We start from the raw sequence: 25,585 nt of genomic DNA on the forward strand, positions 1-25,585 counted from the left end.
CAGCCACCAAACACCTGAAAAGACAGAGGAGTTACCTGTACTCCAATTCATTAGCGTGTGAGGTTGGGAGCGTGCGTCCAGCACGCTCCCAACCTCACACCCAAAAAAAAGCGAGCGCCGCAGGCGCGAGGTCCCAGATAACGAAGAGGAAGATAATAGATATCCAACTTTCTCGTAAAGAATGCGTACATAATTACAGAACAAAATTTACATAGCCTGCTTTTTCTATACTTTATATAAAACGAAATGAAATAGAGGAGGATCCACTCATGGACGCACGTTTCTATAATCTTCGCAATCAGGATATCAATATTGAAAGCATCGCTAACAATCTCGTAAACGCATATCAGGCTCAGGGCTATCAGGCACAATATATTGGCAACCAGGATCAGGTAATGATCCAATTCAAAAAAGGTGGAGATATCGAGGCCTTCATTGGCCTGCAAGCCGCCCTCTCACTCTCCTTGCAGCGTACCTCAGGTGGTATTATGGCGACCATCGGACAGCAGAAGTGGGTTGATAAAGTAGCCGTTGGTGCCGCCAGCGTCTTTATACCAGTGCTAGCCCCATTGCTATTGACCGCTGGCTTCGGACTCTTCCGCCAGTTTAATCTGGCTGGCCAGATCTTCTCAATGCTTGATGGCATGGTACGTCAGCAGTATCCAGAAGTAGAAATCAATCCTACCGCTCAGGGATCCGGCGCAACCTTCTAGGATTAACTCAGCGATCCCGAAGATCTTTGATATATGCCAGAGTAGAGCGTTTACATAAACATGAACAAAATCAAAAGGTGTAAGCAGGTGTATGTCAAACAGACATGTACCTGCTTCATATAGTTTTTATCCCCGTCAAGGTAGCGGGCGGGTGTATGGTATACTTTATCGAGAACGGAGCACAGTAACTCCCCAACTCTCAGCAAGCCTATACGTAGATACGATGAACGACCTGAATAGTCGTAGCAGTATACCCTTGAAAACACATGCAGAGGCGCTCCAGGGTGATATTTCTGGAGCGATGATGAATGACTTATGTCAGGTAGATGCAGAACAAAAAAAACAAGTGAAAGCTACGTTGGAGGATAACGGATGGATGCCCGCTTTTACAATTCAGATGATATAGACATTGAGCGACTTGCTAGTGACATTGCGAATGTTTATATTGCACAGGGCTATCAGGCACAACATTTTGGCAATCGAGATCAGATGCTGATCCAATTAAAGAAGGGCGGCGATTTCGAGGCAATCATTGGCATGCAGGCGGCAATCTCGCTAACCATTCAGCGTACAGCGGGTGGCGTCTTAGCTATGATCGGTCGTCAGCGCTGGGTAGATAAAGCAGCGGTCGGCGCTGTAGGTCTGGTTGCCTTTCCTGTTCTCTGGCCACTGGCTTTAACCGCAGGCGCGGGCGCATGGCGTCAGGCCAGTCTGGGAAATCAAGCGCTGAATATTGTTGATGGCCTCGTGCGCCAGCAGAGACCAGGCATTCAAGCTGGTCCTTTGCCCTCATATCTCTTACCGCAGGTTCAGCAGCAATGGGGAGCACCCAATCAACCGCAGCAGCAGCAGATTCCTTATTATATTCCTTCTAACTCGGTTGTCGAGGAAGCACCACAACAGCCAGCGCTGTTACCGATGCCCGCGCCCATGCCGGCCCCTGCTCCAGCAGCGAGCGGCCTGCGTTGTGCCCACTGTAACACACCCTACGAACCAGGAGATACCTTCTGTTCAGGCTGTGGACGCGCCCTGACCGCGCCAAAACTCTACTGTCCCAACTGCAACTCCGAGTTAAAGGCAGGTACCTCCTTCTGTCCGAAGTGTGGAGCCTCAACCTTCTCGACCGTCTCGGGAGCGCAGTCATCAGCCATTCCAAAGCCGGGTCCAGCGCCACAACCGCCGCGCTACACGCCGCCCGCACCACAGCAGCAGTCGCCTGTGTATCAGCCTCCGACGCCACCGGCCTATCAGCCCCCGACGCCGACTTATACGCCACCGCCTGCCGCGCCAGCCAAACCAACCTACACTCCGCCTGCGAGTCCACCGACGCCGGTCTATACGCCGCCGCCTGTGCCGACCTATACACCGCCAACGCCACAGACGCCTGCTCAGGCTCCACAGCCACAGATCTACTACACGCCATCGAGCCAGCAGCAGACCGCGCCAGCGCCAACGCCCCAGCAGCCACCGGAGCAATATTATGTGCCTCCAGAGACGCAGGAGCCAACCATTAAGCCGCAGCCCAAAGTTACGATGATGCCTGGCACACAACGTCAGGAGCCACCACCGCCACAGAAGGCCCGGCCACAAAAACAATACTACATCCCATCAAATCCTGATGCGCTCAAAGCCCAGCAGGACGTGGATAATCAGGCTACCCTGCCAAGTTCAGCCTCACAGGCTATCGCCGGCCAGCCAACTATGCCGGCCCAGCCTGCTCGTTCAGCCAATGAGCAGACTGCCAATCAAGCTACAGGCGTATGGGGAACCCTCACCTTTAGCAGTAATGGCCAGCAAATCGATTTAAGCGGTGAAGAGGCCGTTGTAGGTCGGTATGACCATGACCTGGGAGGAGTCCAGCCAGCCGTTGATCTCAGTAAGTTCGAGGCCGCAGACACCGTCTCGCGTGTCCACGCCACCTTTGAGCATACGGGTGACAGCTACACGCTTACCGACCTCAACAGCACCAACTCCACCCGCGTTAACGGTAAGCGCCTGGAGCCAGATACTCCGACGCCAATCAACGATGGTGACAGTTTACAATTTGGCAAAATTACCTCTACCTTCAACAAAAAAGGCTAGCAGGCCAGATCAGCGTAAATAGACAAATAGCGAGAGTCCAGTCACTTTTTAAAAAAGAGGCTGGACTCTCTTCTTTCTCTATATGGAACATTGAATACATAGGGGACAGAAGTCATAGAATTGTGTCGTCTGCTTGATTGTACGGTATTATGTTAGCGATAGTTTATTATTTATTCAACCGCCATCGCCATCATCATCAATCACATATCAGCAAAAGGACGCATACAACCATGGACGCTTTCACAGACCCGCAGGTACGGCTATTATCTTATTATGTTGGTGCCGCCCTCATACTCATTCCACTCCTACTGACCATCTATTTTGCCGCACAACGCATACGCAAAATACGCCTCCTTGCCGAAAAGCGTCCTGACCAGGAACAGAGCTATCATCCTTTGCGCCTATTTGGAGATTATCTCCTCTACGCCTTCCTTGTCTTCATTGGAACCGCCATTATTGCCAGTCTGCCAATCGTGGGCGCAATCTACCTTGGCGCCCTCCTGGCCCAGATTACTATCCCTGTTACCACCCTCATTAACATTGGAGCCTGCCTGGGCCTCATCGCAGGCGGCTATACCACCATAAGATTCTTACATGCCAAAACCAACTACGAAGAAAGCCTGCTCTCTCCCACCATATAAGAAGGATATGGAGAGGGGTGTCATTCATTTTTTGCACGCAAGCCGACATGATCCTCCGCGATCTCGCCACCTCACCACAATCACGTCCATGTAGTTACGACCGCTGAGGGTCGCAGCTACGTGGTCTTTTTCATGGGCGGCATACCTTGGCAAAAATTTGAATGACACTCTATGGAGAGAAGATACTTGACATTTTGGTGGTGAGTGGATAGACTGATGTGAGCTACAATTTATACTGGCGGAGATCAGGAGGAGTAGATGCGACTCCCGTAAGAGATGGAAGATCAGGGGCTGAGAGTCTTCCTCGGGTTGGGAGTGTTGAAGGTCGCCTGTGAGTCTGGAAACCAGCGCGTGACGCAATTTCCACGGGTATGCCCGATATAGCATTGCCAAGGATTAATCATATTGGCTGGCAGGGTTCTGCGCGCGCGATACGGTTGATTGAAACAAGGTGGTACCACGAGTCACGTCCTTTCTCGTCCTTGACGGGAAGGGCTTTTTTTATGTGTTTATATATGAGGTGGATATGATCGAGCAAGAGAAGAATACAGAGATGACGCCGATCACGGATGTTGCAGCTTTGCCCAAGGCTTATGAGCCACAGGCTGTGGAGGCCAGGTGGTATCGCTTTTGGGAGGAGGGGGATTACTTTAAGCCCCGTCCCAATCCTGCACGTAAGCCGTTTGTGATTAGTATGCCGCCGCCAAATGTTACTGGTGCGCTACACCTGGGCCATGCGATTACGGCGACAATTGAAGATATTATGATCCGCTATCACCGTATGCAGGGTGATGAGACGCTATGGGTTCCTGGTGAGGACCATGCAGGTATCGCTACGCAGACCGTGGTTGAGCGTTTGCTGGCGAAAGAGGGCATTGACCGCCATCACATAGGACGCGAAGCTTTTATTGAGCGAGTCTGGCAGTGGGTTGCCCAATATAAGAGCCGTATCCAGGATCAGCATCGCCGCCTGGGCGCTTCCTGTGATTGGTCACGTGAACGCTTCACGCTAGACGAAGGACTGACTAAAGCGGTCCGTGAAGTCTTTGTACGCTTATATGATGAGGGACTGATTTATCGTGGTGAGCGCATCATCAACTGGTGTCCTGTCTGTATGAGTGCGATCTCGGATCTGGAAGTCTATCACGTCAACACACCGGGTCAGCTAACCTATGTGCGCTATCCCCTGAAGCCACTTGAGGGGCAGAGCGGTGGACAGACCGAATACATTAACGTTGCCACCACACGTCCCGAGACGATCCTGGGAGATACAGCAATCGCGGTCAATCCTGCCGATCCACGCTATAAAGATATCATTGGGCGCACCGCTATTGTGCCGATAGTGCACCGCGAGATCCCGATTGTGGGGGATGATGCCGTAGAGACCAGTTTTGGTACCGGTGCGGTCAAAGTCACGCCCGCGCATGATCCAGTGGACTTCGAGATCGGTATGCGCCACGATCTGCCACGTGTCCAGGTCATTGGCTTTGATGCCAAAATGACGACCGAGGCCGGTCCTTATGTGGGACAGGATCGCTATGAGGCTCGTAAGAATCTGGTTGCCGACCTGGAGAAGCAGGGACTGATCATTAAGATCGAGGACTACACGGTGCCACTGGGCCGCTGTCAGCGTACAGATACCGTAATTGAGCCCTTGATCTCCAAGCAGTGGTTTATCAAGATGATGCCATTGGCCACACCGGCCCTCAACGCCGTCAAATATGGACAGATCAAGATCATTCCTGAGCGTTTCAACAAAACCTACTTTGACTGGCTGGAGAACATCCACGACTGGTGTATCTCACGTCAACTCTGGTGGGGCCATCGTATTCCCGTCTGGTATTGTGACTCCTGTGGAGAAATGATTGTTAGCCGTGAAGATATTACTACCTGTCCCCATTGTGAGGGTAGCGAGCTACGGCAGGACGAGGATGTGCTGGACACCTGGTTTAGCTCATGGCTCTGGCCATTCAGCACCCTGGGCTGGCCTGACAACACGCCAGACCTGCAGCGCTACTATCCAACCACCGTCATGGAGACCGGCTATGATATCATTTTCTTCTGGGTTGCCAGAATGGTCATGTCGGGCATTCATTTTATGGGGAACGCGCCATTCTCCACCATCTACTTGCACGGCCTGGTACGTGATCCCAAGGGCGAGAAGATGAGTAAGTCCAAGGGCAACGTCGTTGATCCTCTGGAAGTCATGGACAAATTTGGCACCGATGCCTTACGTTTCACCCTGGCTACCAGTAGCACGCCCGGTAATGACATGAAACTGATCGACGAGCGCATTATTGGCAACCGTAACTTTGCCAACAAGATTTGGAATGCCTCGCGTTTCGTACTGCTGACCACCAACGAGATCAAAGGTGGCGTGCCCGCCATTGAGGACCTGAAGCCGCGCACCCTGGCTGATCGCTGGATCATCCATCGCTTTGAGCGCCTGACCAAAAACGCCACACGCCTGATCGAAGAATTCCAGTTTGGTGAAGCTGGTCGCCAGATCAACGACTTCTTCTGGTCCGACTATTGTGACTGGTATGTTGAGATCGCCAAAGTGCAGATGCAAGGAGACGAGGAAGCTCGTCAGAGTACCGCCGCCATTCTGCGTGCCGTCCTCGACCAGAGCCTGCGCTTGCTACATCCATTTATGCCCTTCGTCACCGAAGAGGTCTGGCAATACCTGTATCAGTTCAGCGAGCCCAACAAAGCCGCCTGGCCTGCTACCGCCCTGATCGTCGCACCCTGGCCCCAGCACAACGAGGCTCTGGTAGACGAAGAGGCCGAGCAGCACTTCAGCCTGGTGCAGCAGGTCATCACCTTAATCCGTGACGCCCGCAACCAGATGAACGTCGAGCCAGCGCGCCGCATACCAGCAATCATGGCCGTGGGAGAAAACGTCTCAATGTTCGACGAGCAATCGCCATTGATCGAATTCCTGGCCCGTACCGAGAAGCCACAACTGCATCCAGCCCTGGCCCAAAAGCCAGAGCAGTCCATGAGCCTGCTAGCCGGAGGCGTTGAAATCTACCTGCCACTCGCAGGACTGCTAGATATCGGTAAAGAACTGGAGCGGCTAGACAAAGAGATCGCCCAATCCACCCAGGAGGCCGCGCGCCTGCAAGGCAAGCTCTCCAACCAGAACTTTGTCACCCGTGCCAAACCCGAAGTTGTCGAGAAAGAACGCGAGAAACTGACCGCGCAAGAAGAGCGTATCAGCAAACTACAAACTCGCCGTGCCGAACTCGCCAATATGTAACAGCGTCGTAAGTAGCGCATAACCAACCAGAAAGAAACGGTCAGAATGGCAGCCTCCAATTGCAGCCATCCTGACCGTTTCCATCAGACACAAGCACGAACAGAGGAGACACAAGCACGAACCGAAGTAATCTACAAAATCCAGCTCAAATGCCGATCTCAACTCCATCCCCAAACAGGATCGTTAAAGATCACCAAAACCTTAACTCACACCTCTGCCATAAAAGCCATCAACTCCGAGCTAGCCAGAAAGCGGAATTGTGCCCTTAACCTGGGGTCCGGGGCTGCGCCCTGGTTTCCTCTCCCCCACCCCCGCAGGTGGCGAGTCACCTAAAAGACAGAACCATTATTTTCCTCTATCAAGAGCATAATCTACTCCCCCTCATATGTCAAGGTTTTTCTTGACAAAATTGACAAACTAAATCAACTTTCAAAAAATTGCCCCCAATTGACCTTTCTGCTATCCTGATTCATATCGTCCAAAGATCACAGAGTAGATGTGGCAGATTTTTACTGCTTTACCCATTTAAGCCTTCACATGCATCTGTATTACGAGTATGGACGTAACAGAGGCATGGATTAGCATATAGTGACCGTGGCTGGATAAATGGTTTAAAGCCGACTTAGCTATATGTCGAATGAGGAGGAATTGGTTGATGTTATACGACATGCTCAAAATATGTGTAAGCTTTTGCTTCAACCTGATAAACATATGCATGGGTGGAAGATTACCACCCTTTGGAAGCGCCGCAGTCATTGTTGAAGATGATGGACGCTATCTCGTAATAGAACTGCCACGTAAACGTCTGGCATTTCCAGGTGGCTTTATGAACTGGCGCGAGAATCCACAACAAGCGGCCGAGCGTGAAGGCAAAGAAGAGACCGGGCTTACCGTGAAAGCAGAGAATCTGGTTGGATTTTACTCCTGCCCCAGCACGGCCTGGTGGAACATGAGCAATCTAAGCTTTGTTTTTGAAGCCAGAATCACTGGTGGCCAGCTCCGCAAAAACATGGAGGGGAATCCTCGCTGGGTTACAGAGACCGAACTACGACAACGTCTGGATGCATATACATTAGGTATTTTTGAAGACTATCAGGAGTATCGTGAGCGAAAAAAAAACACCCACGCAGCCTGATGAGTGATGAGTAGATAAATGGTATGCGCTTATTAAGATGTGTAAGCGGTAACACATCATGCTCTCTAAAGCGCATTCTAGAGTTTGGGGGGAATAATGCCGGTATCACGATCCAGGCCAAAAGCGCCAGCAAAATATTATTGATGCACAATATAGTAGAAGATATGCGCCAAGGTGTGCTAGTATATCTTTAATTATTGAAATGTATAACATTATATTTTTCTGGTGGTATAGCAAATGGAAACAACATGGCGTCACCTTCTAGGCCAACTCGTCAGTGATCCTCATGAGCAACAAAGAATTATCGAAGCATTAAATATTAATGCAATGACATTGCGCCGCTGGATTACAGGTGAGACCAACCCACGTCCACAAAATTTACGTTTATTGTTGAATGCGCTACCAAATGCACACAAGCAACTACTGGAATTGTTGGCATTGGAATTTCCCTTTATAACTGGAGACGATAATTTTAAAGAAGAGCTGAACCTTTGTATTCCGATTACATTTTATGAGCAGTTAATGAGCTCTTATGTTAATGTCTCACAACATTTGCGCTCATCTACAATGAGTGAGCTCATTTTGCAGCAGCTTTTGAAGCAACTTGATATGCATCAGGAAGGTATACTTGTCTTTATTGCGCAATGTGTACCACCTATTGCCGGACAAAAAATACGCAGCCTGCGCATCGTCTCAAGTCGAGGAACAGAACCTTTAAATCCCTATCTGGATTATCATCAGCAATTTTCGGGAGCTGAATCTCTGGTCGGCTATGCCGTCTCAGCCGGACACCTGACAGCATTGCAAAGCAGGGTCGAAATCCTAAACACCTTTCCTGTTGATCAACTTGAAGTGATAGAGAGCGCCGTAGCCGCGCCAATCGTCCTTGCCGATCAAACAGTTGGAGGAATCTATATTGCCAGTACTAGAGAGGCATATTTTTCATCCTCCATCTGCACCCTTATCCAAAAGTATGTGGAAGTATTGTGTCTGGCCTTTGAAAAAGATGAATTTTATCCTTTGAGTGAGATTGCCCTGGGTGTAATGCCCTCGCGTAGTGACCAGATGCCCTACCTGGTCAGTTTTCAGAGACGTGTAATGGAGCAGATTGTGCGAGCCGCTCACGAAAACCGTATTATGACGCGTATACAGGCGGAGAAAATTGCCTGGCAAGAGCTCGAAGAAGAGCTATTACGCTGTGAACCACCTCATATTGAAAATAATTAACTGCAACTCTAGTGTAGAGAATTCCACCCAAAAATACCGTCAGGCACACAGCATCAGATGCTGTGTGCCTGATTATAATCACAATTTGGTGCGCTGGCTACATTTACATCTCACTATCCACGATCTGCGGCACCTTAACAGCTGATTTTCTAAAAAGTGGGATGAGCAAAGAGCAATGGAGACGATGATTTGAACAAGTAGTGACAAGTGGTGACTGCTTCTTCCCCAACCCTGTCGGAAGTATAACATGTGCTATCATCAAAAATCTATCTTTTCCGTATTTAATTAAGCTTAAGTTTTTGAATATTTATAGGTTGTAATGATCATCAATATAGCTAAATATGTTTCATGGATAATCATTTTTGCGTATTATACCACAACATATATCAATGTACGAAAATAGTGTGAGGGATCATTCATTGGGAAGATCCCTTTGCATGAAGATTATTTCATGATGTAAGCCATCAAAAAGCATAAGAGTAATAAAAAATCCTGCTTATGCTTCAGTGATCTCGTTATGGCTATTTTCGTATTGGATGGTCCAGATGGTGAGCGCGATATAGAAGACTGTGACTGCCACCAGAACGAGCAAAGAAGACACAAAAGTGGGCATAAGGAGGGCGAACGCGAGTAGGAGTAGGGCAAAGATAAGCTGGCCGAATCCCCAAACATTATTCATACGCCAGATCATCTGCCGATAATTAGAACTTTCATGCCAGTAGTCGGTGTAATCCGCCATATGCTCGGCCGTCTGAGCATGGCTATAGCGATCAATAGAGAAGAACAAAGGCAGCGGCCGTAAGCGTGAGAGCAACGTTATGATACCCAGTAACGCAATAGGGATAATCGCATGGAGTCCGAGTAGTAATAAAGCATTACCATCCCGAAAGAGCTCGCCAACAAAGGCCCAAAGCAGCACATAGAGTGTAAGGATACCGATTAAATCTAGTATGCGTTGCTGCATATATTGCCAGATGATATGTCCAACTGGCAGCAGCGCGACCAGTGCCAGTACCAGCAGAGCATTCAGACGGGCACTCAGAAACTGATAGAGCATATAGGGAAAGACCACGTCAATCGCAATGGTTTGTAAAATACTGCTAGGGATCACACTGGAAAAATTCAGACGGTGAGAGGAACTTTGCTCATTTCTCATAACTACCAGGGGCTCCTTTATACTTCGCAGCTACATGGCACATATTTCAATAGTATACAATAATCGACCAGCAGTCATGCTGCTCAGTAGTATAACCAGTTGGCTGGAATTTTATAAAAACTCTATGTTATTTGTAGCGATGGTTGGGGTATGTACGTGTCGGCTCTGATATTCACGCTCGGCCAGTCGACCGAGGAGATCAACATTTTTGAGCGTGCTATTAAAGACAAGCTTTCTGCCACCGTTGCGCCATATCTTGACCACCGAATTATAATCATCCCCACCCATAGAGGTCGAGCGCTTGTAACGAACTCTCTGCATATCATCCCAGCGCACAACATCTGTACGTTGATTGGTCACGCGTACAAAGCCTTCTTTATAGATATGGACATGCATATTTTTGCGATAAGGTGGGAGCAATGGTCGATAATCGCGTAACCAGCTAACCGACAAAATTGAGAGATAGAGGAAGGCGATCACACTAACCAGTGCATAATATGTTGTGGTGGTTAACTGGAAACTCATCGAAAAGATGAAGCCGATTGCGAGTAGCACGAGTATACAAGGAGTCACAATACTTAAATAGAGTGCATAAAAAAGATCTGAGGATCTGTAATCAACTTTCAAGGTTACTACGAGTTGATCTAGTTTATGCTGTTTGCCCAGTCGCTCGCCCTCAGTCATTACATCATCTGACATATGATGTGTAACCTCCCTCAATATTATGTGTGAGACAGGATGAATTACGCTAGTTTATGGGTGGAGAATATTTCTATGAATAGAACGAACAATATATCTCCGTGGTTTCATAGTACCACAGTGTGGGTATGATTCGCCGCCTGCGGCGGCGAGGAGGGGAATGGGTGGGGACATCCCGCACCCCGGCAGGAGGGCCTGGCCGGCCCTCCTGCACCTCCCGGCGATTGTGCCACAGTGTGGGTATGATTCGCCACCTGCGGCGGCGGGCGGAGAAAGTGAGTTGGGAACTCCTGAGAAATGCGTATTCTTTTGGGAAAAGATATACGATCTGGCGCTTTATGGCATCAAGAATGTAGGCGAGAAGGAATTTGTTGTACCAGGCTTCTCCGGGTTGATGTATTGGGAGTGGAGCCGGATCAGTTTTTTCTCTGGATCTAGTTGAAGGAGCAAGCATATGACAAAAGATGTTGTTCGGCAGGCAGTAAATGTTATCGCGACGATTGTTACTGTATTCTTGAATGTGTTTAGTAGTAATATCTTTGGCAAAAGTGTCGGCGAGATCTCGCAAAAGCATCCTGTGCCTGTTACGCCGGCGGGCTATGCGTTTGCGATCTGGGGGCTGATTTATGTGGGGCTGATTGCCTTTGCTATCTATCAGGCACTGCCTTCGCAGCGTAGTAATCCACGCTTGCGGCGCATTGGGTATTGGTATGCGTTGAGCTGTGTTGGTAACGTTGCCTGGGAAGCGGTCTGGCTGAATGAACAGATTAACCTAAGCATTCTGATGATGGCTATCATCCTGATCGCGCTGCTCGTGCTTTATATTCGCGCCAATATTAATAGGGAAAGCGGCTCAATTGTGGAGAGCTGGTGTGTGAACGCACCTTTTGGGATCTATCTGGGATGGATTACTGTCGCCAGTATTGTGAATGTGGCCGTTGTACTGGCAAATGTGGGCTGGAATGGCTTTGGTATCAGTCCAACCATCTGGACCGTGATTCTCCTGCTGGTGGGAATCGCGATCGCTGTCTATGTGGGTCTGAGCAATGTGGATATGGCCTATCTGGCTGTAATTGTGTGGGCTTTTACGGCGATCCTGATCAAAAATAGTGGCACGCCCGCGATTACGATTACTGCCGCGATCACGATCGCGATTGCCTTGATTACGATTGTAATCATTGCGCTACGCAGACCAAACATCCTACGCCGCATTGGAGAGCCAGCCTACTCATAGCAATATGATAGCTCTTTATGTCCATTTAAAGCTTTGAATAAAGTGCCTGGAGCCAGCAGACGGTATGCCCCTGTCTGCTGGCTCCAGGCATCATTTGTATTTGATAAACCTACTTATGGCTACGTTGAATAAAGTGTATAATACTATTCAATCTCTCTTATTTTTCTATCTAGCACGTACAGTTTACTTGATCTCCATGTTTCCGGAAATTTTACCTATGTGCAAAATATTTCTAGGAGAAATGCATGAAGCGTTGCCGATCCTGTAATTATGAAAATGTAGCGACCAGCATCCACTGTGAAAGGTGTGGTTTCCTACTGGACTCTAATTCGATTGAATATACTATTGCTCCTCAATCAATATATAGTACCGTTGGTGAAGAAATACCACCACCACCGCCTCCAATTACACCTGCTGGATATGGTAGTGGTGTCAATAATAGCTACTATTCACCTCCAGGAGCTGGCGAATATCGGCCAGATGGGCCAGCAAGCTATTATGTGCCTTCCGAATATCAATCAGATAGGCCTGCACAGCAGCACTATGCGCCTGGAAGCTATCTGCCCCCTACAGTAGCTGCATCATCGCGGAAACGCACTGTAGGTGGAAGTGTGCTGAGTAGTATTTTATATATCTGGGGCATGCTGTGGGCTCTTATGGGCTTCTTCGGCACCTTCTCAGCGGGCCTCAACGAGGGTATGGTAGGCCTGATCATATTTGGTGGATTATTGTTTGGACTGGTGGTCCTTTTTCTGTTACTTATACTTTATAAGCAGGCGCGACTCAAAAGTGGTTGGCGTGTTGTCTGGACACTTACGGCTACTGTGCTCGAATTTTTTGCCTTACTTATTTCTGAAAGCCTTCTCATGGCTCAACACCATCCTGATAAGGTTGAGCAAGCTATGCAGAACTACTATCTGGGTATTCCACTGTGTGTGTATGGACTTGTGGTTACGGTGATCGCTTTTATCTAAGGTCAAGTCCAGGTCTAAAATAATTTCCACGCAGAAGCACATTCAGAAGTGCTTCTGCGTAAAAATCCACACTACTTGAAATATCTTCAGCTTTACAGTAATCGCCTTGCGATTTTTTGATAGAAATATCATTCACCACAAACGTTATTTGTGGTGTTTTTTCATGCTGTAATGTAGAGAACACGCCCGCATAGCTATCAAATTATAATGAATACGCCTGAACTCCCCCTGTACTGTCCTCTTTGGCACGCTTCTTGCAAATAACACATAGTGAGAGAGTATTTAGGAAAGAACACCGGTATTAAGCTTTTAGCCGAAACGTTTTCTTTGGAGTTTTAGCATGCACCAGCCCCAGGAAAACCGGGGCATGGCGTACGTATAAGAAGAAGGAGTCAGGTGGTATGGTGGCAAAAACAGTCAAAGCAACAGAGCAGAGAGAGTCCCAGGTTTCAGAAAATGTAGGCAGGAAACGACGGACCAAAGAAGTTGTCTTTGATGAGGCTCCCTTAGAAGATGAAAAAGATTTCTTCTATGATTGTGAGGAAGACACACAGGATTTAGAAGAAGACCAGCGTATGGCAGTCGATGATGCCGTTAAACAATATTTAAAAGAAATCGGTATGTATCCATTGCTGAACTCGGAGCAAGAATTACAACTGGCTGAACGTGTCTCTCGTGGTGACCTGCGGGCTCGCCAACACTTAATTGAGGCAAATTTGCGGCTTGTGGTAAGTATTGCCAAGCGTTATTCCAATCAAGGCCTGCCGCTGCTGGACTTGATTCAGGAAGGCAATATTGGTTTGATGCGTGCCACGCAAAAGTTTGATTATCAACGTGGTTTTCGCTTCAGTACCTATGCGACCTGGTGGATACGCCAGGCGATCAGTCGGGCCATCGCCGAGCACTCGCGCAGCATTCATATTCCAGTGCACGTGGTAGAACTTATTTATAAAATCAAGCGCATCGCCCGTCGTATGTATCAGGAACAAGGCATCGAACCCCTCCCCGAACAGATCGCCGCTGAAATGGGACTTCCCCGTGAACGTATTGTAGAATTATTGAACGCAGCAGAGCAGCCAATCTCCCTGGACGCCCCGATGGCAGATGATGAAGAGTATCATCTTGCCGACGCCATTGAGAACACCAATAATGCCGCCCCGGTAGACCAGACCGCAAACCAGATGCTTCAGGCCCAGATCGAACAAGCCATGGTCGTGCTGAGTCCACGTGAACGTACCATTATCGAAATGCGTTATGGACTCAAAGAAGGCCATTCCCTCTCATTAGACGAAGTTGGCACTATATTTCGTTTGACCCGTGAACGCATCCGACAGATTGAAGTCAAAGCTCTGCGTAAACTGCGGTATCCAGAGCGCTACGAAGGCGTACGGGAACTGGCGCGGGCTTGATGTCTATACTGTAAAAATTTCCTTTGCCCCCCTGGAAATAAACTTATAAAAATGCCTCGCAAACAATATTGCGAGGCGTTTTTTATGACCGAGCAGGTTAACAAACGCATCCAATTATGCCTTTTTACCGTGTAATAATTACACTAATAGAACCTCATCGTATTCATTCACATAGGCCACATGGAAAATATATATCTGTGTGACTTCGCAAGCCCACAGCGGGCGAAACAACGGAAGGATATTTTCACATGGAATATCGTCATTTAGGACGTGCTGGCGTCAAAGTCAGTACTATTTCACTGGGTAGCTGGTTGACATATGGTGAGTCAACCGAAGAAAAAATCGCCAGCGATTGTATTCACCGTGCCTACGAAAGTGGCATCAACTTCTTCGATACCGCCAACGCCTACAATCGTGGGCAGGCTGAGCAAGTAGTAGGACGAGCCTTAAGCGATTATAAACGTGATTCATATGTGCTGGCCACCAAAGTCTTTTTTCCAATGGGAGAAGGTCCCAATGACCGTGGACTTTCCCGCAAGCACATTATGGAGCAATGTAATGCCAGCTTAAAACGTCTGGGTACCGATTATATTGATCTTTATCAGTGCCATCGCTATGATCCCGAGACCCCAATCGACGAGGTGTTACGCGCCCTTGACGACCTGATCACACAAGGAAAAATCCTGTATGCAGGCGTCTCTGAATGGTCTGTCACCAATATCGCTGACGCAGTTTACACTGCCCGCGAACTGAATCTTGACAAGATCGTCTCAAATCAGCCAATTTACAACATGCTCAATCGCTACATCGAAAAGGACATCATACCTCTATCTGAGCGCGAAGGTATTGGTCAGGTTGTCTTCTCGCCACTAGCACAGGGTGTCCTGACCGGTAAATACAAGCCCGGCCAGCAACCAGAATCAAATACTCGTGCCGCTAACAACAAGATCAACAACTTCATGAAGGATCTGCTGGATGACAAGACCCTGAGCGCCGTTCAGGAACTGCAGAAGTTTGCCAATGAGGGTGGCTACAAACTCAGCCAGCTCGCACTGGCCTGGATTTTACGGCAGAAGAACATCAGCTCCACTATTATTGGAGCCTCAAGTCCTGAGCAGGTTGAAGAAAATGTCAAAGCTGCCGACATTAAATTGAGCGATAGCGATTTAGAGCGTATCGATTCTATCCTTGAAGGTGTTGTGCGCTATTAGTGTTATACGCATAAACAAGTCCTAGAAAAGAAGAGACCGGGAATAGCTCCTGGTCTCTTTTGTTATTGAGAGTTTGGTAACAGGTAAGAATATGTCTGACTCCCATGAAATCCATGGACCGCTAAGCGTTGTTTTCGCGCCTTTGGTGCTCCAAGGGTTTTGCGTGTGTTGTCAAAAAATGTTATTCGGACATTTTTTGACAACACACGCAAAAGAAGCATGGGCCCTTTAGGGCCCGAGTGCTGCTGGCTGTATGCTTCCCCAAGAGAGTGAGAGTCAGACACACGCTAAAGACAGAGCTGTGATTATGTATATAACTGTGTAGATGTTGCAATTCTTGAGCGGCTTATAATGATGGAAAAAGCACAAAAAGTGCTATAACAGGAATGAGATGATGTGGATATGGAAAGTCGTGGCCGCTCTTTACAGTTTGTTTGTACAGGACTCTATCGGCACCTGGCCCAGCGGGGCCAGATAATCAGCAATTTTTTAGATGATGGCAAAAAGAAAAATTCTATTGCCGTCCTTGACGGTGTACGAGCTGTTGCCTGTCTGGCAATCATCATCTTTCACATGAACTTGTTAGCCCGTTTCTCGGGTATATGGAATCCGCCCCTGCAAGGGATTGGAGCATTTTTCAGTGCCGTGGCCCTCTTTGGTGAGTCAGGCGTCATCCTCTTTTTTGTCTTATCCGGTTTCTTATTGTTTCTTCCCTTTGTGCGATCAATGTTGTCTGATAGCCCATGGCCATCCGTTCCGCGTTTCTATATACGCCGCGTTTTCCGTATCGTGCCTGGTTATTATGTCGCCCTCTTCTTGATGCTCATCTTTCTCGCCCCTGAATATTTTAAGTCCGATCACTCACCCGACCTGTGGCTCTTTCTGACCTTTCGCATGGATTTCCCTCTCACCTTTCAGAGGGTCAACGGGCCATTCTGGACCCTGGCCCTGGAATTCCAATACTATATACTTCTCCCCCTATTGGCCTGGGGCATGGCATTGCTGGTGCGGCGGGGCGCAGCGCACTGGCGGCTCATCAAAATGATCCTGTGCTTAATACTGATAGTAGTCTGGGGCGTCTGGACCCGTTTCTGGGGAGCATCCATGCGCGATGGTGGTGATGGTTTTTTAAGCGGAATAGTACCATCGACCGTCATAGACATATTTCGACCTTATGTCTATGGAGCTACTGGTAAATATCTTGAGGTCTTCGCGATAGGCATGCTGATCGCTGCCATCTATAGTTATGGTAAGCAGATAGCCCTGCACACACAATTCGTCAGATATATGCGCCAGGGTAGTCCAGTGATTTTTATGGGTGGGCTTGGCTTGCTTGGTTTCATTACCCTCTGGCACTTTTACCAGCTCTTTCCCGGTCAGACCCTCAACTTCCTCGATCCTTATCAAGCCTTTCTCACAAACTATAGCTATATGTTTCAGCCACTGGTATATGCGATCAGTTATGGTCTATGCATACTGGCCCTGCGCCATGGAACGAGCTGGCTTAAACGTCCATTTGAATGGAATCCTTTACGCTGGGTGGGATTGATCTCATATAGCTTATATATGTGGCACTATCCCATTATTTTATTATTCCTGAGCATGTTCCTGCCTAAATTTCAGCTTCAGCACTGGAGCCAACCAGCCCAATATCTCGTTTACTGGCTATGGATTTTATTGACCGCATTTCCATTATCAATTGCGCTCTACAAATTAATCGAAGTACCAGGCATACAAATGGGAGAAAAGCTCTGTCAACGTTTGGAACAACGTCGAAAGCATCGGGGCCGTCAGATACAACTAAAAGAAGAGCCAGTTACGGCAGCCGTAGCGGTCCTACAAAATCCACCTGAAACGGGCGAGAATCCATAAACACATGTGTAGAACATAAATCAGGAAGACCGCGTCGTTGCGGTCTTCTGTTAGTGTATAGTAGCCAGCAGACTCTCAATTTATCTTATATTCATACACCAACAATGAAAGCAAGATACATAAAGATCAGGAAGTCGCAAGCGTTGAAGCAGAATTTGAAGTCTGTAGAGTACGTTGCACCAGATAATTTGTAACAGCCTGAATGCTTTGAGTCTCTTGATAAACCGCGATCTGCCGATCCGCTCCGGTACCAGTAGGATCATCCAGCAGCGTGCGCAAATACAGCACCTCGCGGCGAATCCCCAGTTCATCTACGACATCTTCAATAAAATCCAGCAATTCATGGAGCGACTCACGCATAGATAAGCAACGGTTTTGCGGAAAATCCACAATCACCGCATCCAGACCATAGCGTGCCGCCTTCCATTTATTTTCTTCGATGTAATGAGTTGGAATTACAGATACAGACATGTTGTGTTTATGGAGCCATGTCAGCTTACAGACTAGAGCCTGGCAGAGAGCCGCAATCGCTATCGTATCATCGAGGGTCGCTGGCATATCGCAGATACGAAACTCGACCGTAGGATAAAATGGATGCGGGCGAATATCCCACCAGATCTTCTTGGCATTATCGATACAGCCGTTGCGCATCAGGTCGGCCACATAGCCATCGAACTCCATCATCGAGCTGAACGTAGGCGGAATACCCGAGCGCGGAAAGCGCCGCCACACAATTGCGCGATAAGACTTAAGACCGGTATAGCGGTTTACCCAGAAAGGAGAATTAGAAGAGAGGGCCAACAGATGAGGAATCCAGGTGCGGAGTTGATTCATCAGAGGAACCGCAATTTCATGAGGATCGATTCCGACATGAACATGCAAACCACAAATTAGAATCGAGCGCCCCACATCCTGAAACTCCTCCTCCAGTTCCTCATAGCGAGCATTCAGGGTCCGTGCTTGATCTCGCCAGTGCGCGTTAGGATGGGTACCGGCACTGATCAAGGAAATATTGTCTTCCTCAAGTATGCGAGCCAGCAGCCTGCGCCGCTCCGCAAGATCCTGTCGTAGATCCTGAATATTGTTACAGACAGGAGTAATAATTTCCACCATAGATTGCAACATTTCGGCTTTAATCAACTCACCGAAAACAGGCATCCCTTTGTTCAACACGTTATGGACATGGGATATTAATTGTCCTGTATTGCTATCGACCATTTGGAATTCTTCTTCGACACCGAGAGTAAAACGAGGTAACATCGCTTTCTCCTTCTGGGTAATATCCGCGTTGCAGGTATCAAGATAGTATACGTAATTTGGCCTACAGGAGAGAAAGAACCTATCAAAAAATGGAAGGATCGTAGTGAGGCGGAAAGAAGAAGGGCCAATCCCGCCGGGAGGAGCACATATAGTTGTAACGGCCATCGTGCTCGATTGCACCAGCCCTGCATATAAGCACCTCTGGATAAATGCCTTTCAAGCATGGGTTGCACTAGAATGTAACACTAAGCCGTTAAAGTACTGGGACTTATAGCGTACACAAGGGCGATAGATCTGTCAAGGGGTAAGCCATGACAAAAAGATTATAATTTGAATGCGAATGGCAGCAGATCAGAGACCTGGAAATCTCGCTGGCTACCATCTATATACACAGTCGCATCAGGAGCAAGATCGGCGATCCACTGACGACAGGCACCACAGGGCATACGCTCATATTCAGGTGCATCCTTTGGAGCATCAATGCAAGCGATCGCGATCTGTGTAATTGGTGCGGCCTGAGCGGTTACCGCCGCTGAAAGTGCCGAGCGTTCCGCGCAGAGTGTCAGACCATAGCTTGATATTTCAATATTCACCCCCACAAACACCTGTTCGCCGGCCACCAATGCCGCACCAACGCGAAAATGAGAATAGGGACAATGTGCACGTTGAGCTGTCTCGCGTGCAAGGGCCAGCAAAGTTTCTCGTTCCATCACCAAACATCCTTCAAGTAATATTTACCACCAATAACCACAAGAGCAACACCTCCACATGCGGCATTGTGCGTTGCTACAATCTAACTCTTTTAGTCATCTTCGTCAAGCCGATCAGTACAAACGCAAGGGAAGCGCGCTTCCCTTGCGTTTTAGTGTGTGGTGCATAATGTATCACCACACACTAAAATAAAAAAGTGTCGGCGGTTAAAAATCTTCCAATCCCTTAAAGTCTATTGACGAAGATAAGGAATAAAATTGTGCATCGATAGCCCATTTTGTATCATGATGTTACTCTGCTTTCTATACTCGCGTTACTACAAACGAAAGCAAATCTAGAACTTATATTTTTTGCAGAACATTGGTACATCCTAGTATTGTAATGTAGGACAGGCAGGAGGCTAGAATTGAAGATCATGGTGGCGGATGATGACCGCGACATGGTAGACATGTTGAGCTACTGGCTCAAAGGCCATGGTTACGATGTTGTTCGGGCATTCGATGGAGAACAAGCCATCAAACGTTGGCGTGAAACATTACCAGATCTGGTAATTTTAGATATTCAGATGCCAAAACTAGATGGCTTTGAAGTGTGCCGTCAAATGCGCACGGAAACCAATTCCATGGTGATGATATTGACAGCACATGATCGAGAAGATGATGAGGTGAGGGGACTTGAATTGGGGGCGGATGATTATTTGCGCAAACCATTTAGTCCCAGGCAACTATTGGCACGTATTAAGGCGGTGATGCGACGTGCCTCCAATACACGTGGTTTGACCCATTCTTCTGCCGTCACCGTAGGACCGATGACGGTGGATGCCATGCGACATGAGGTTACCAGAGACGGCATTAAGGTGCGCCTGACTCCAACTGAAAGTCGTTTGCTTCATCTCTTGATCTCGCATACAGGTCAGGTTTTAACTACGGATATGATTATTGAGCGCGTCTGGGGCTATGATGAGGCCGGTGATTCAGGGTTGGTGAAGACGCATATCCGCCATATCAGGCAGAAGGTTGAGCCTGATCCGAATACACCTCGTTATATTACGACTGTACCTGGTGTGGGTTATACTTTTTCTGCTCCTATTACTATTGAGCCATAAGAGAGTGTTTGATTGAGGGAGCGTGTTGCCTGCCGCACTCGGGCGCTAAAGCGCACCTATACTTTAGTTTTAAATGTGCTATAAAATTGTGCGCTTTACGCACAATTTTATAGCACATTTAAAACTAAAGGCATGGTTCAGAGTGAGCTTGAAAGGATGTGACAGTTTGGAAAGTCAAAGATCATCCTTATCAGGCTCAAAAACCTTTTTTATGGCCTGGCACCACTGTTCAAAGTGTCATAATGATTTGAACCATGCTTAAACTGTTAGAGTGGCAAAGCGTTCTTGAATTGGGGGTGTTCATTAATTTTATGCTGATTCTAGAGTGGCAAAGTGTTCCCGGATTGTCACAGGGGTGTTCATTAATTTTATGCTGGTTTGTGAAAAATGTGCCACAGCACATTTTTCACAAACCAGCATAAAATTAAGAAGTATGTCCCCGTCAGGGGACGAGTGCGGATAGCAAGCAACCTTCGTTGATTATAACTTAACCTTAATGTGAGCATTTTAACCAGACTGTAACAGTCTAACTACATCTTTGGCGTGGTAATGCAAGTATACTTCAAAGTGAAGCTCCTTTAGTGGTCTCAGGCTACGGCAGGTCAATATGTATAAATAATTAGCCAGGATGCCGCTAGGAATGGGCATCTTTGCATTTGTGTTTATGGATGCAAAGGTATTGTAGAGCAACACTCAGGGGTTATACCAGGAAGGGCCACGTTGTGGGAAGTAGAACCAGGCAACAGAAAGAAGTTTCAGCGCTTCAGGCAGCACAGATCGCTCAATTTTCAGCCAGCTTAGCCAGGCATTTGATTGTAGCACCTGGAAGCTGTGAACCCTGTCGCTGTAACGTCTTTGAGCCAGCCGGTACCGAAGATGCAGTAGAACAAGCAACCGAATGGGATGATGGGCAGAGGGTACCAATTTCGCAAGACCTGGATCGCAGGGTGAGTGAACTCCTCAACGAAATTTTGCCCATGCAAAAGTCGGTCAGCATGCTCTTGCTCCATCTCGTCCAAAGAGAATCCCATCAGCTGACATCCCAATCCGTCAGTTCCTATCAGCGCAAACGTTATCATGCTCCGACAAAGGTCCTGGATCAGGTCCTGACAAATGTTCGGCGAGTGTTGCGGTTAGATGACAAAATGTTCATTTTTGATGCTTCTGGTGTGGCGATTATCTTTGTGGATGTAGATCAGGTTGGTATCCAGAAAATCGCAGAGCGCGTCTTTGACAGCATCTGTTTGTTGCAGGCTGAAACCATAATTCCGCCATTGAAGCGAGAAACGACCATTGCGTTGGGTATCGCGACATATCCGCGGCCAGCCGCCTCATATGAGCAGTTCGCGCAGCAAGCGGGTCAAGCTGTACATCACCTTACTCTGCGACCAGCTATTACCACTCAGCTCCATGGTGTCAAACCTATACCCACGATATCGTTCTCGCCTCTATTTAGAGATAACCAGGAAAGTGACCCACAGGTGGCACGTACACCTTTTATGGAACTTCCCAGGATCCTGCCGGGACGCTTAAAGCAGCTGATTCCGTATCATATTGCCTGTGAACTCAAATGTGTTCCGGTTGGATATGAACAGCACTGTCTGACTGTTGCCATGCAAGAACCAACCAATAGTCATGCCATTGCACGTCTCCACATGTTGACCGGATACACAATTTTTCCAGTCGCCTGTGAAGAAAGTAAACTTCATACTTTATTAGTTAATTCCTGGTAAATAAATCTTAACGCTATAAAGTTAGCTATATAAAGTCCATGCCGCCAGAGTAAGACAAAATGAAACGTTAAGAAGTTTACTGTAATCATTTGATAAACAGCTATAACAGATCTCGCATGGGTCTTATAGATATGTTGGTAGTGAAGATCAAACCATGCCACGAGTAAAATTAACCAGATCGCAACTGTTCCTTAACATGAAAGCGTATCAACATTGGTTACTATAACATGCAATGAGACAATGATAGTATGAATCGTAAAGCTCTCAGCGCTACATCGTTAGTGTCAAGTGCACTTATTTATTAGTTATTATTTTTCAAGGAGAGAATCCATGGTCGTACAGATGCTTCAGGAAGATGTTCTGCTGACGTTCAAAGAAGCAATGGGCTACCTGCGTGTAAGCCGCTCAACTCTTTACCGACTCATGTGGTCGGGACAACTAACCGGACATAAAGTTGGGAGTACATGGCGTTTTTATCGCGAGGATCTGCGAGCCTGTGTCGGGCGTGAGGTTCCTATGACGACGGTATCAAATTCTGCTAGCTAGTTATTTATCTCTCCATTTATAAATTATAAGATCAGAATACATACCTATCTCGTACATAGAGAACTTGTAAGAACGTACAAAAGCGAAATCATAAAAAGAGGAACAACCTATACAGGCTGTTCCTCTTATTTTTGTAGATTGTAAGCTACTTAAATTTGATCGAAGCTCACGATTTTCCACTGATTATTGATACGTTTCACTTGTAAATTTGCTTTATACGATTTCTTCTGGCGTGCCACATCTACCACAATTGAGAAGCTATCGATTGTGCCGCCACTACTAGACGTGATTGATTGTGGTTGCCCAACCGTATAGCGCAAAACAGGTCCATATAAATTATCCTGTTTTGTCGCTTGAGCAATAAAAGCATCATTTGACTGACCATTGCTCAGATAGGTGTAGGCCTGGGAATAGCGTTTATTCTGGACGGAATCATAATAATCATTCACCAATTGATTTCCATCCACTACCGCACTATATGCCTGTTTATAAATGCCCCCAAAGGAAGAATACCCGACCCAGGCACATAAACCACAACTTGCCACTATAATCACCACCAGGGCCGCGATAAGGATCCAGAGCCAGGTCCGTGATTTCTTAGCCGGTGGTGGTGCTGGCATAAATGGTGGTGGCTGGATACCGGGATAGTAACCACCCTGTGGATACGCAGGATAGCCAGGAGGGGGCATATAACCTGCAGGTGGCTGTTGATAGCCAGATGCAGGCGCGTTGAGTATGTTGCCAGCGTCTGCCTGCCGTACAGGTGTCTCATAAGATGTCGCCGCCGGACGAGCTGGTGGCGGTGTAGGAACTGATCCAACCACAGGAGGTTCTGGTGTCCTGGAAACTCCAGATTCAGCCAGCGCCTGCTCATAAAAAGAAGGCTTTGGTGGATAAGCCGGATCCTGACGGGTAGTCTCCTCATCCTTAGAGGAAGAGGGAACCGTCTTTGAAATTGTATCCTCCCGGGTTTCTGGCTCAGCCTGATCGGCGGGACGTATTGTATCGTCCTCCGATGCTGGTCGCTGAGCATACGGATCAGGAGATTGTGGTACCGGCAACTGATTTTCTTCTGGTGATTGATCGGAAGTATGCATAATTATTTTACTCTATCCAAAGAATAATCAATGATCGGATGGCGTATTAGATACTATAGAAAGCGGCTGATCCTGCCCTCTTAAAACTAAAAGGCGATGGGCCTCCTCCTCAAATTCTAACTCCATCTCACGTTCAATCCAAAACTCTGCATCTCGACGTGACATTTGATGTGTACGAGCATAAGTAATAATACGATTAAGATAGCTGTGATTAATTTTCTTCCTTTGCCAACCTAAAGGAGGCATCGGCCTGAGATGCAAGAGGGCAGAAGGATGAAAATCACGATCGCATAATGCCACTCCCATCAGTAAGGCATATTCTGCAACTATCTGGCAAGTTGTGGAATCTTTAAAGAAATCTGACTGTGTACTGGAGACAACAAGTACGCCCGCCAACAAGTTACCACGACGGACAGGAACGGCACAGGCACTATGTTCATGTTCATCGATCTCGACCAGAGTCCGATCACCATCTTTATTATTCCATATTTGAATGCGTTGCGAGATAGCGGCTGAGCCCACCATGGAAGTAACACCCAGGAACACTCTACTCTCCATAGAATCGGCCCAGGGAGTATGCCCACGCATGCGCACCTCGCGTAGAGAATGAATGCCATCTTCATGTGTTGACATCAGCCTGGCATACGTGATGGCTAAACCATGGCGCTCGCTATCTAATTGTCGTAGCGCCTCCTCAAAAATACATTCAGTAACATGCCAGAAGCGCGTATCATCATCCTGACTACTCGCCCCTATTTCTAATACGTTTTGATAGACCTCTTTGCGTACTTCATGCACACTAACCACTGATGCGCTTAGAATATCTCCGAAAGTCTGATTAATGACCGCAGTCAATTGAGTACTATACGTTGGAATAGCGGCGGGCAACTTCTTCAAATGTCCGGCACGCGGCTCTGATGTCCCATTCATCCAACGATACACTGTATTCTCGGCGACCGAAAGTTCGCGCGCCACCCGTGCCAACTCGGCCCGATCATGTTGCATGATGCTACGAAGAAAAGCACAAAAAGGCGTGGCACTAAGATCATCCTCTTCAGTAGTAGATGAAGGAATGACCGTTGCTTTGGTTGGAGCTGAGGATGATCGCGCGGGCAGCCTCTTGCCAGATAGCTTTTTTTGTTGAGAAGCCGTTCCCGAACTCATGCTATGCGACCCCACAGGGCGCCCACGCTTCTTCTTCTGTTGTTCATTGGGAAAAGATTCATTACCCATGATTCATCTCTCATCTAAACATAGTACAACCTCAATGAGTTAGCTGTACAGTTACTATTATAGCATAGATGAGGCAAGGAATGTTACAAAAATCACAAAAAAATTTACGGGTTCTTAACAGTTTAAACACATTTAAAGTGTAAATTTGCCAATCAATGTGTATACAAAAATAGATCTGAGCGCTATGTGTGTTGCAGAGCAGGTATAAAGCAGGCGTACCTTATCTCTTCAATCCAAACAGTCTACGCATAAGATGCTATAAAATGACAAATTTGTAGCCTCTAT

20 protein-coding genes are annotated in these 25,585 nt (G+C 47.5%); 14 read left to right on the plus strand and 6 right to left on the minus strand.

All coding sequences use genetic code 11. From position 1 onward, the window contains the following. The first annotated feature begins 269 nt into the window (after positions 1–269). From EL633_RS11535 to EL633_RS11560, 6 genes are all read left to right on the plus strand, one after another. Positions 270–713, plus strand: coding sequence for a hypothetical protein (locus tag EL633_RS11535; RefSeq protein ID WP_126627324.1), 444 nt, complete (start codon positions 270–272; stop codon positions 711–713). Between the two features lie 372 nt (positions 714–1,085). Then, positions 1,086–2,795, plus strand: coding sequence for a double zinc ribbon and FHA domain-containing protein (locus EL633_RS11540; protein ID WP_126627325.1), 1,710 nt, complete (start codon positions 1,086–1,088; stop codon positions 2,793–2,795). 230 nt (positions 2,796–3,025) lie between these two features. Continuing rightward, on the plus strand, positions 3,026–3,436 hold the full coding sequence (locus EL633_RS11545) for a hypothetical protein (RefSeq protein WP_126627326.1): 411 nt from the start codon (positions 3,026–3,028) through the stop codon (positions 3,434–3,436). 526 nt (positions 3,437–3,962) lie between these two features. Further along, positions 3,963–6,698 (plus strand): valine--tRNA ligase, encoded by a 2,736-nt coding sequence (locus EL633_RS11550; RefSeq protein WP_246039120.1) that lies wholly within the window; start codon positions 3,963–3,965, stop codon positions 6,696–6,698. 715 nt (positions 6,699–7,413) lie between these two features. Beyond that, positions 7,414–7,833, plus strand: coding sequence for an NUDIX hydrolase (locus EL633_RS11555; protein ID WP_161982087.1), 420 nt, complete (start codon positions 7,414–7,416; stop codon positions 7,831–7,833). Positions 7,834–8,070: 237 nt separating this feature from the next. Further along, positions 8,071–9,060, plus strand: coding sequence for a hypothetical protein (locus tag EL633_RS11560; RefSeq protein WP_126627328.1), 990 nt, complete (start codon positions 8,071–8,073; stop codon positions 9,058–9,060). A gap of 496 nt (positions 9,061–9,556) precedes the next feature. On the opposite strand, the gene EL633_RS11565 is transcribed toward EL633_RS11560, so the two are convergent. After that, positions 9,557–10,216, minus strand: coding sequence for a hypothetical protein (locus EL633_RS11565; protein WP_126627329.1), 660 nt, complete (start codon positions 10,214–10,216; stop codon positions 9,557–9,559). A 111-nt stretch (positions 10,217–10,327) separates the two neighbouring features. After that, on the minus strand, positions 10,328–10,915 hold the full coding sequence (locus EL633_RS11570) for a DUF6585 family protein (RefSeq protein ID WP_126627330.1): 588 nt from the start codon (positions 10,913–10,915) through the stop codon (positions 10,328–10,330). Positions 10,916–11,369: 454 nt separating this feature from the next. Here EL633_RS11570 and EL633_RS11575 point away from each other — a divergent pair, with 454 nt between their 5' ends. The 5 genes from EL633_RS11575 (at position 11,370) to EL633_RS11595 (ending at position 17,615) form a co-directional block, all read left to right on the plus strand. Next, the gene (locus tag EL633_RS11575) at positions 11,370–12,149 is read left to right on the plus strand and encodes a TspO-related membrane protein (RefSeq protein ID WP_126627331.1); all 780 of its coding nucleotides are present in this window, start codon (positions 11,370–11,372) and stop codon (positions 12,147–12,149) included. Between the two features lie 245 nt (positions 12,150–12,394). Continuing rightward, positions 12,395–13,123: a hypothetical protein gene (locus EL633_RS11580; protein WP_126627332.1), complete on the plus strand. Its 729-nt coding sequence runs from the start codon at positions 12,395–12,397 to the stop codon at positions 13,121–13,123. Between the two features lie 401 nt (positions 13,124–13,524). After that, positions 13,525–14,532, plus strand: coding sequence for a sigma-70 family RNA polymerase sigma factor (locus EL633_RS11585; RefSeq protein WP_126627333.1), 1,008 nt, complete (start codon positions 13,525–13,527; stop codon positions 14,530–14,532). 248 nt (positions 14,533–14,780) lie between these two features. Then, a complete protein-coding gene (locus EL633_RS11590; protein WP_126627334.1) occupies positions 14,781–15,743 on the plus strand; it encodes an aldo/keto reductase family protein in 963 nt (320 codons plus the stop codon). 402 nt (positions 15,744–16,145) lie between these two features. Then, entirely contained in the window at positions 16,146–17,615 is a 1,470-nt protein-coding gene (locus tag EL633_RS11595) for an acyltransferase family protein (RefSeq protein ID WP_246039211.1), read from the plus strand. A gap of 126 nt (positions 17,616–17,741) precedes the next feature. Here EL633_RS11595 and EL633_RS11600 read toward each other — a convergent pair whose 3' ends face one another. After that, positions 17,742–18,875, minus strand: coding sequence for a carboxylate-amine ligase (locus tag EL633_RS11600; RefSeq protein WP_126627336.1), 1,134 nt, complete (start codon positions 18,873–18,875; stop codon positions 17,742–17,744). 323 nt (positions 18,876–19,198) lie between these two features. Then, positions 19,199–19,585, minus strand: a complete 387-nt coding sequence (locus EL633_RS11605) for a cytidine deaminase (RefSeq protein ID WP_174845163.1) — start codon at positions 19,583–19,585, stop codon at positions 19,199–19,201. Positions 19,586–20,001: 416 nt separating this feature from the next. Between EL633_RS11605 and EL633_RS11610 the strand changes: the two genes are divergently transcribed. The 3 genes from EL633_RS11610 (at position 20,002) to EL633_RS11620 (ending at position 22,970) form a co-directional block, all read left to right on the plus strand. After that, entirely contained in the window at positions 20,002–20,691 is a 690-nt protein-coding gene (locus EL633_RS11610) for a response regulator transcription factor (protein WP_246039212.1), read from the plus strand. A gap of 722 nt (positions 20,692–21,413) precedes the next feature. Further along, positions 21,414–22,424, plus strand: coding sequence for a GspE/PulE/PilB domain-containing protein (locus EL633_RS11615; protein WP_161982088.1), 1,011 nt, complete (start codon positions 21,414–21,416; stop codon positions 22,422–22,424). A 330-nt stretch (positions 22,425–22,754) separates the two neighbouring features. Continuing rightward, a complete protein-coding gene (locus EL633_RS11620; RefSeq protein ID WP_218027464.1) occupies positions 22,755–22,970 on the plus strand; it encodes a helix-turn-helix domain-containing protein in 216 nt (71 codons plus the stop codon). A 149-nt stretch (positions 22,971–23,119) separates the two neighbouring features. Here EL633_RS11620 and EL633_RS37105 read toward each other — a convergent pair whose 3' ends face one another. Together EL633_RS37105 and EL633_RS11630 are read right to left on the minus strand one after the other, a co-directional pair. Continuing rightward, positions 23,120–24,067, minus strand: coding sequence for a hypothetical protein (locus EL633_RS37105; protein ID WP_174845164.1), 948 nt, complete (start codon positions 24,065–24,067; stop codon positions 23,120–23,122). A gap of 27 nt (positions 24,068–24,094) precedes the next feature. Further along, positions 24,095–25,300, minus strand: coding sequence for a GAF domain-containing protein (locus tag EL633_RS11630; RefSeq protein WP_126627340.1), 1,206 nt, complete (start codon positions 25,298–25,300; stop codon positions 24,095–24,097). Positions 25,301–25,585: the final 285 nt, after the last annotated feature.

The sequence above is a fragment of the Dictyobacter alpinus genome (genome assembly GCF_003967575.1).
Classification (GTDB): Bacteria; Chloroflexota; Ktedonobacteria; order Ktedonobacterales; family Ktedonobacteraceae; genus Dictyobacter; species Dictyobacter alpinus.

Excerpts from the sequence above, each read along its gene's own strand:
- EL633_RS11630 (WP_126627340.1), bottom strand. The coding sequence starts at position 25,300 with ATGGGTAATGAATCTTTTCCCAATGAACAACAGAAGAAGAAGCGTGGG.
- EL633_RS11600 (WP_126627336.1), bottom strand. The coding sequence starts at position 18,875 with ATGTTACCTCGTTTTACTCTCGGTGTCGAAGAAGAATTCCAAATGGTC.
- EL633_RS11565 (WP_126627329.1), bottom strand. The coding sequence starts at position 10,216 with ATGAGAAATGAGCAAAGTTCCTCTCACCGTCTGAATTTTTCCAGTGTG.
- EL633_RS11550 (WP_246039120.1), top strand. The coding sequence starts at position 3,963 with ATGATCGAGCAAGAGAAGAATACAGAGATGACGCCGATCACGGATGTT.
- EL633_RS11595 (WP_246039211.1), top strand. The coding sequence starts at position 16,146 with ATGGAAAGTCGTGGCCGCTCTTTACAGTTTGTTTGTACAGGACTCTAT.
- EL633_RS11605 (WP_174845163.1), bottom strand. The coding sequence starts at position 19,585 with ATGGAACGAGAAACTTTGCTGGCCCTTGCACGCGAGACAGCTCAACGT.
- EL633_RS11590 (WP_126627334.1), top strand. The coding sequence starts at position 14,781 with ATGGAATATCGTCATTTAGGACGTGCTGGCGTCAAAGTCAGTACTATT.
- EL633_RS37105 (WP_174845164.1), bottom strand. The coding sequence starts at position 24,067 with ATGCATACTTCCGATCAATCACCAGAAGAAAATCAGTTGCCGGTACCA.
- EL633_RS11570 (WP_126627330.1), bottom strand. The coding sequence starts at position 10,915 with ATGTCAGATGATGTAATGACTGAGGGCGAGCGACTGGGCAAACAGCAT.
- EL633_RS11580 (WP_126627332.1), top strand. The coding sequence starts at position 12,395 with ATGAAGCGTTGCCGATCCTGTAATTATGAAAATGTAGCGACCAGCATC.
- EL633_RS11610 (WP_246039212.1), top strand. The coding sequence starts at position 20,002 with ATGGTGGCGGATGATGACCGCGACATGGTAGACATGTTGAGCTACTGG.
- EL633_RS11555 (WP_161982087.1), top strand. The coding sequence starts at position 7,414 with ATGGGTGGAAGATTACCACCCTTTGGAAGCGCCGCAGTCATTGTTGAA.
- EL633_RS11620 (WP_218027464.1), top strand. The coding sequence starts at position 22,755 with ATGGTCGTACAGATGCTTCAGGAAGATGTTCTGCTGACGTTCAAAGAA.
- EL633_RS11545 (WP_126627326.1), top strand. The coding sequence starts at position 3,026 with ATGGACGCTTTCACAGACCCGCAGGTACGGCTATTATCTTATTATGTT.
- EL633_RS11560 (WP_126627328.1), top strand. The coding sequence starts at position 8,071 with ATGGAAACAACATGGCGTCACCTTCTAGGCCAACTCGTCAGTGATCCT.
- EL633_RS11535 (WP_126627324.1), top strand. The coding sequence starts at position 270 with ATGGACGCACGTTTCTATAATCTTCGCAATCAGGATATCAATATTGAA.
- EL633_RS11540 (WP_126627325.1), top strand. The coding sequence starts at position 1,086 with ATGGATGCCCGCTTTTACAATTCAGATGATATAGACATTGAGCGACTT.
- EL633_RS11585 (WP_126627333.1), top strand. The coding sequence starts at position 13,525 with ATGGTGGCAAAAACAGTCAAAGCAACAGAGCAGAGAGAGTCCCAGGTT.
- EL633_RS11575 (WP_126627331.1), top strand. The coding sequence starts at position 11,370 with ATGACAAAAGATGTTGTTCGGCAGGCAGTAAATGTTATCGCGACGATT.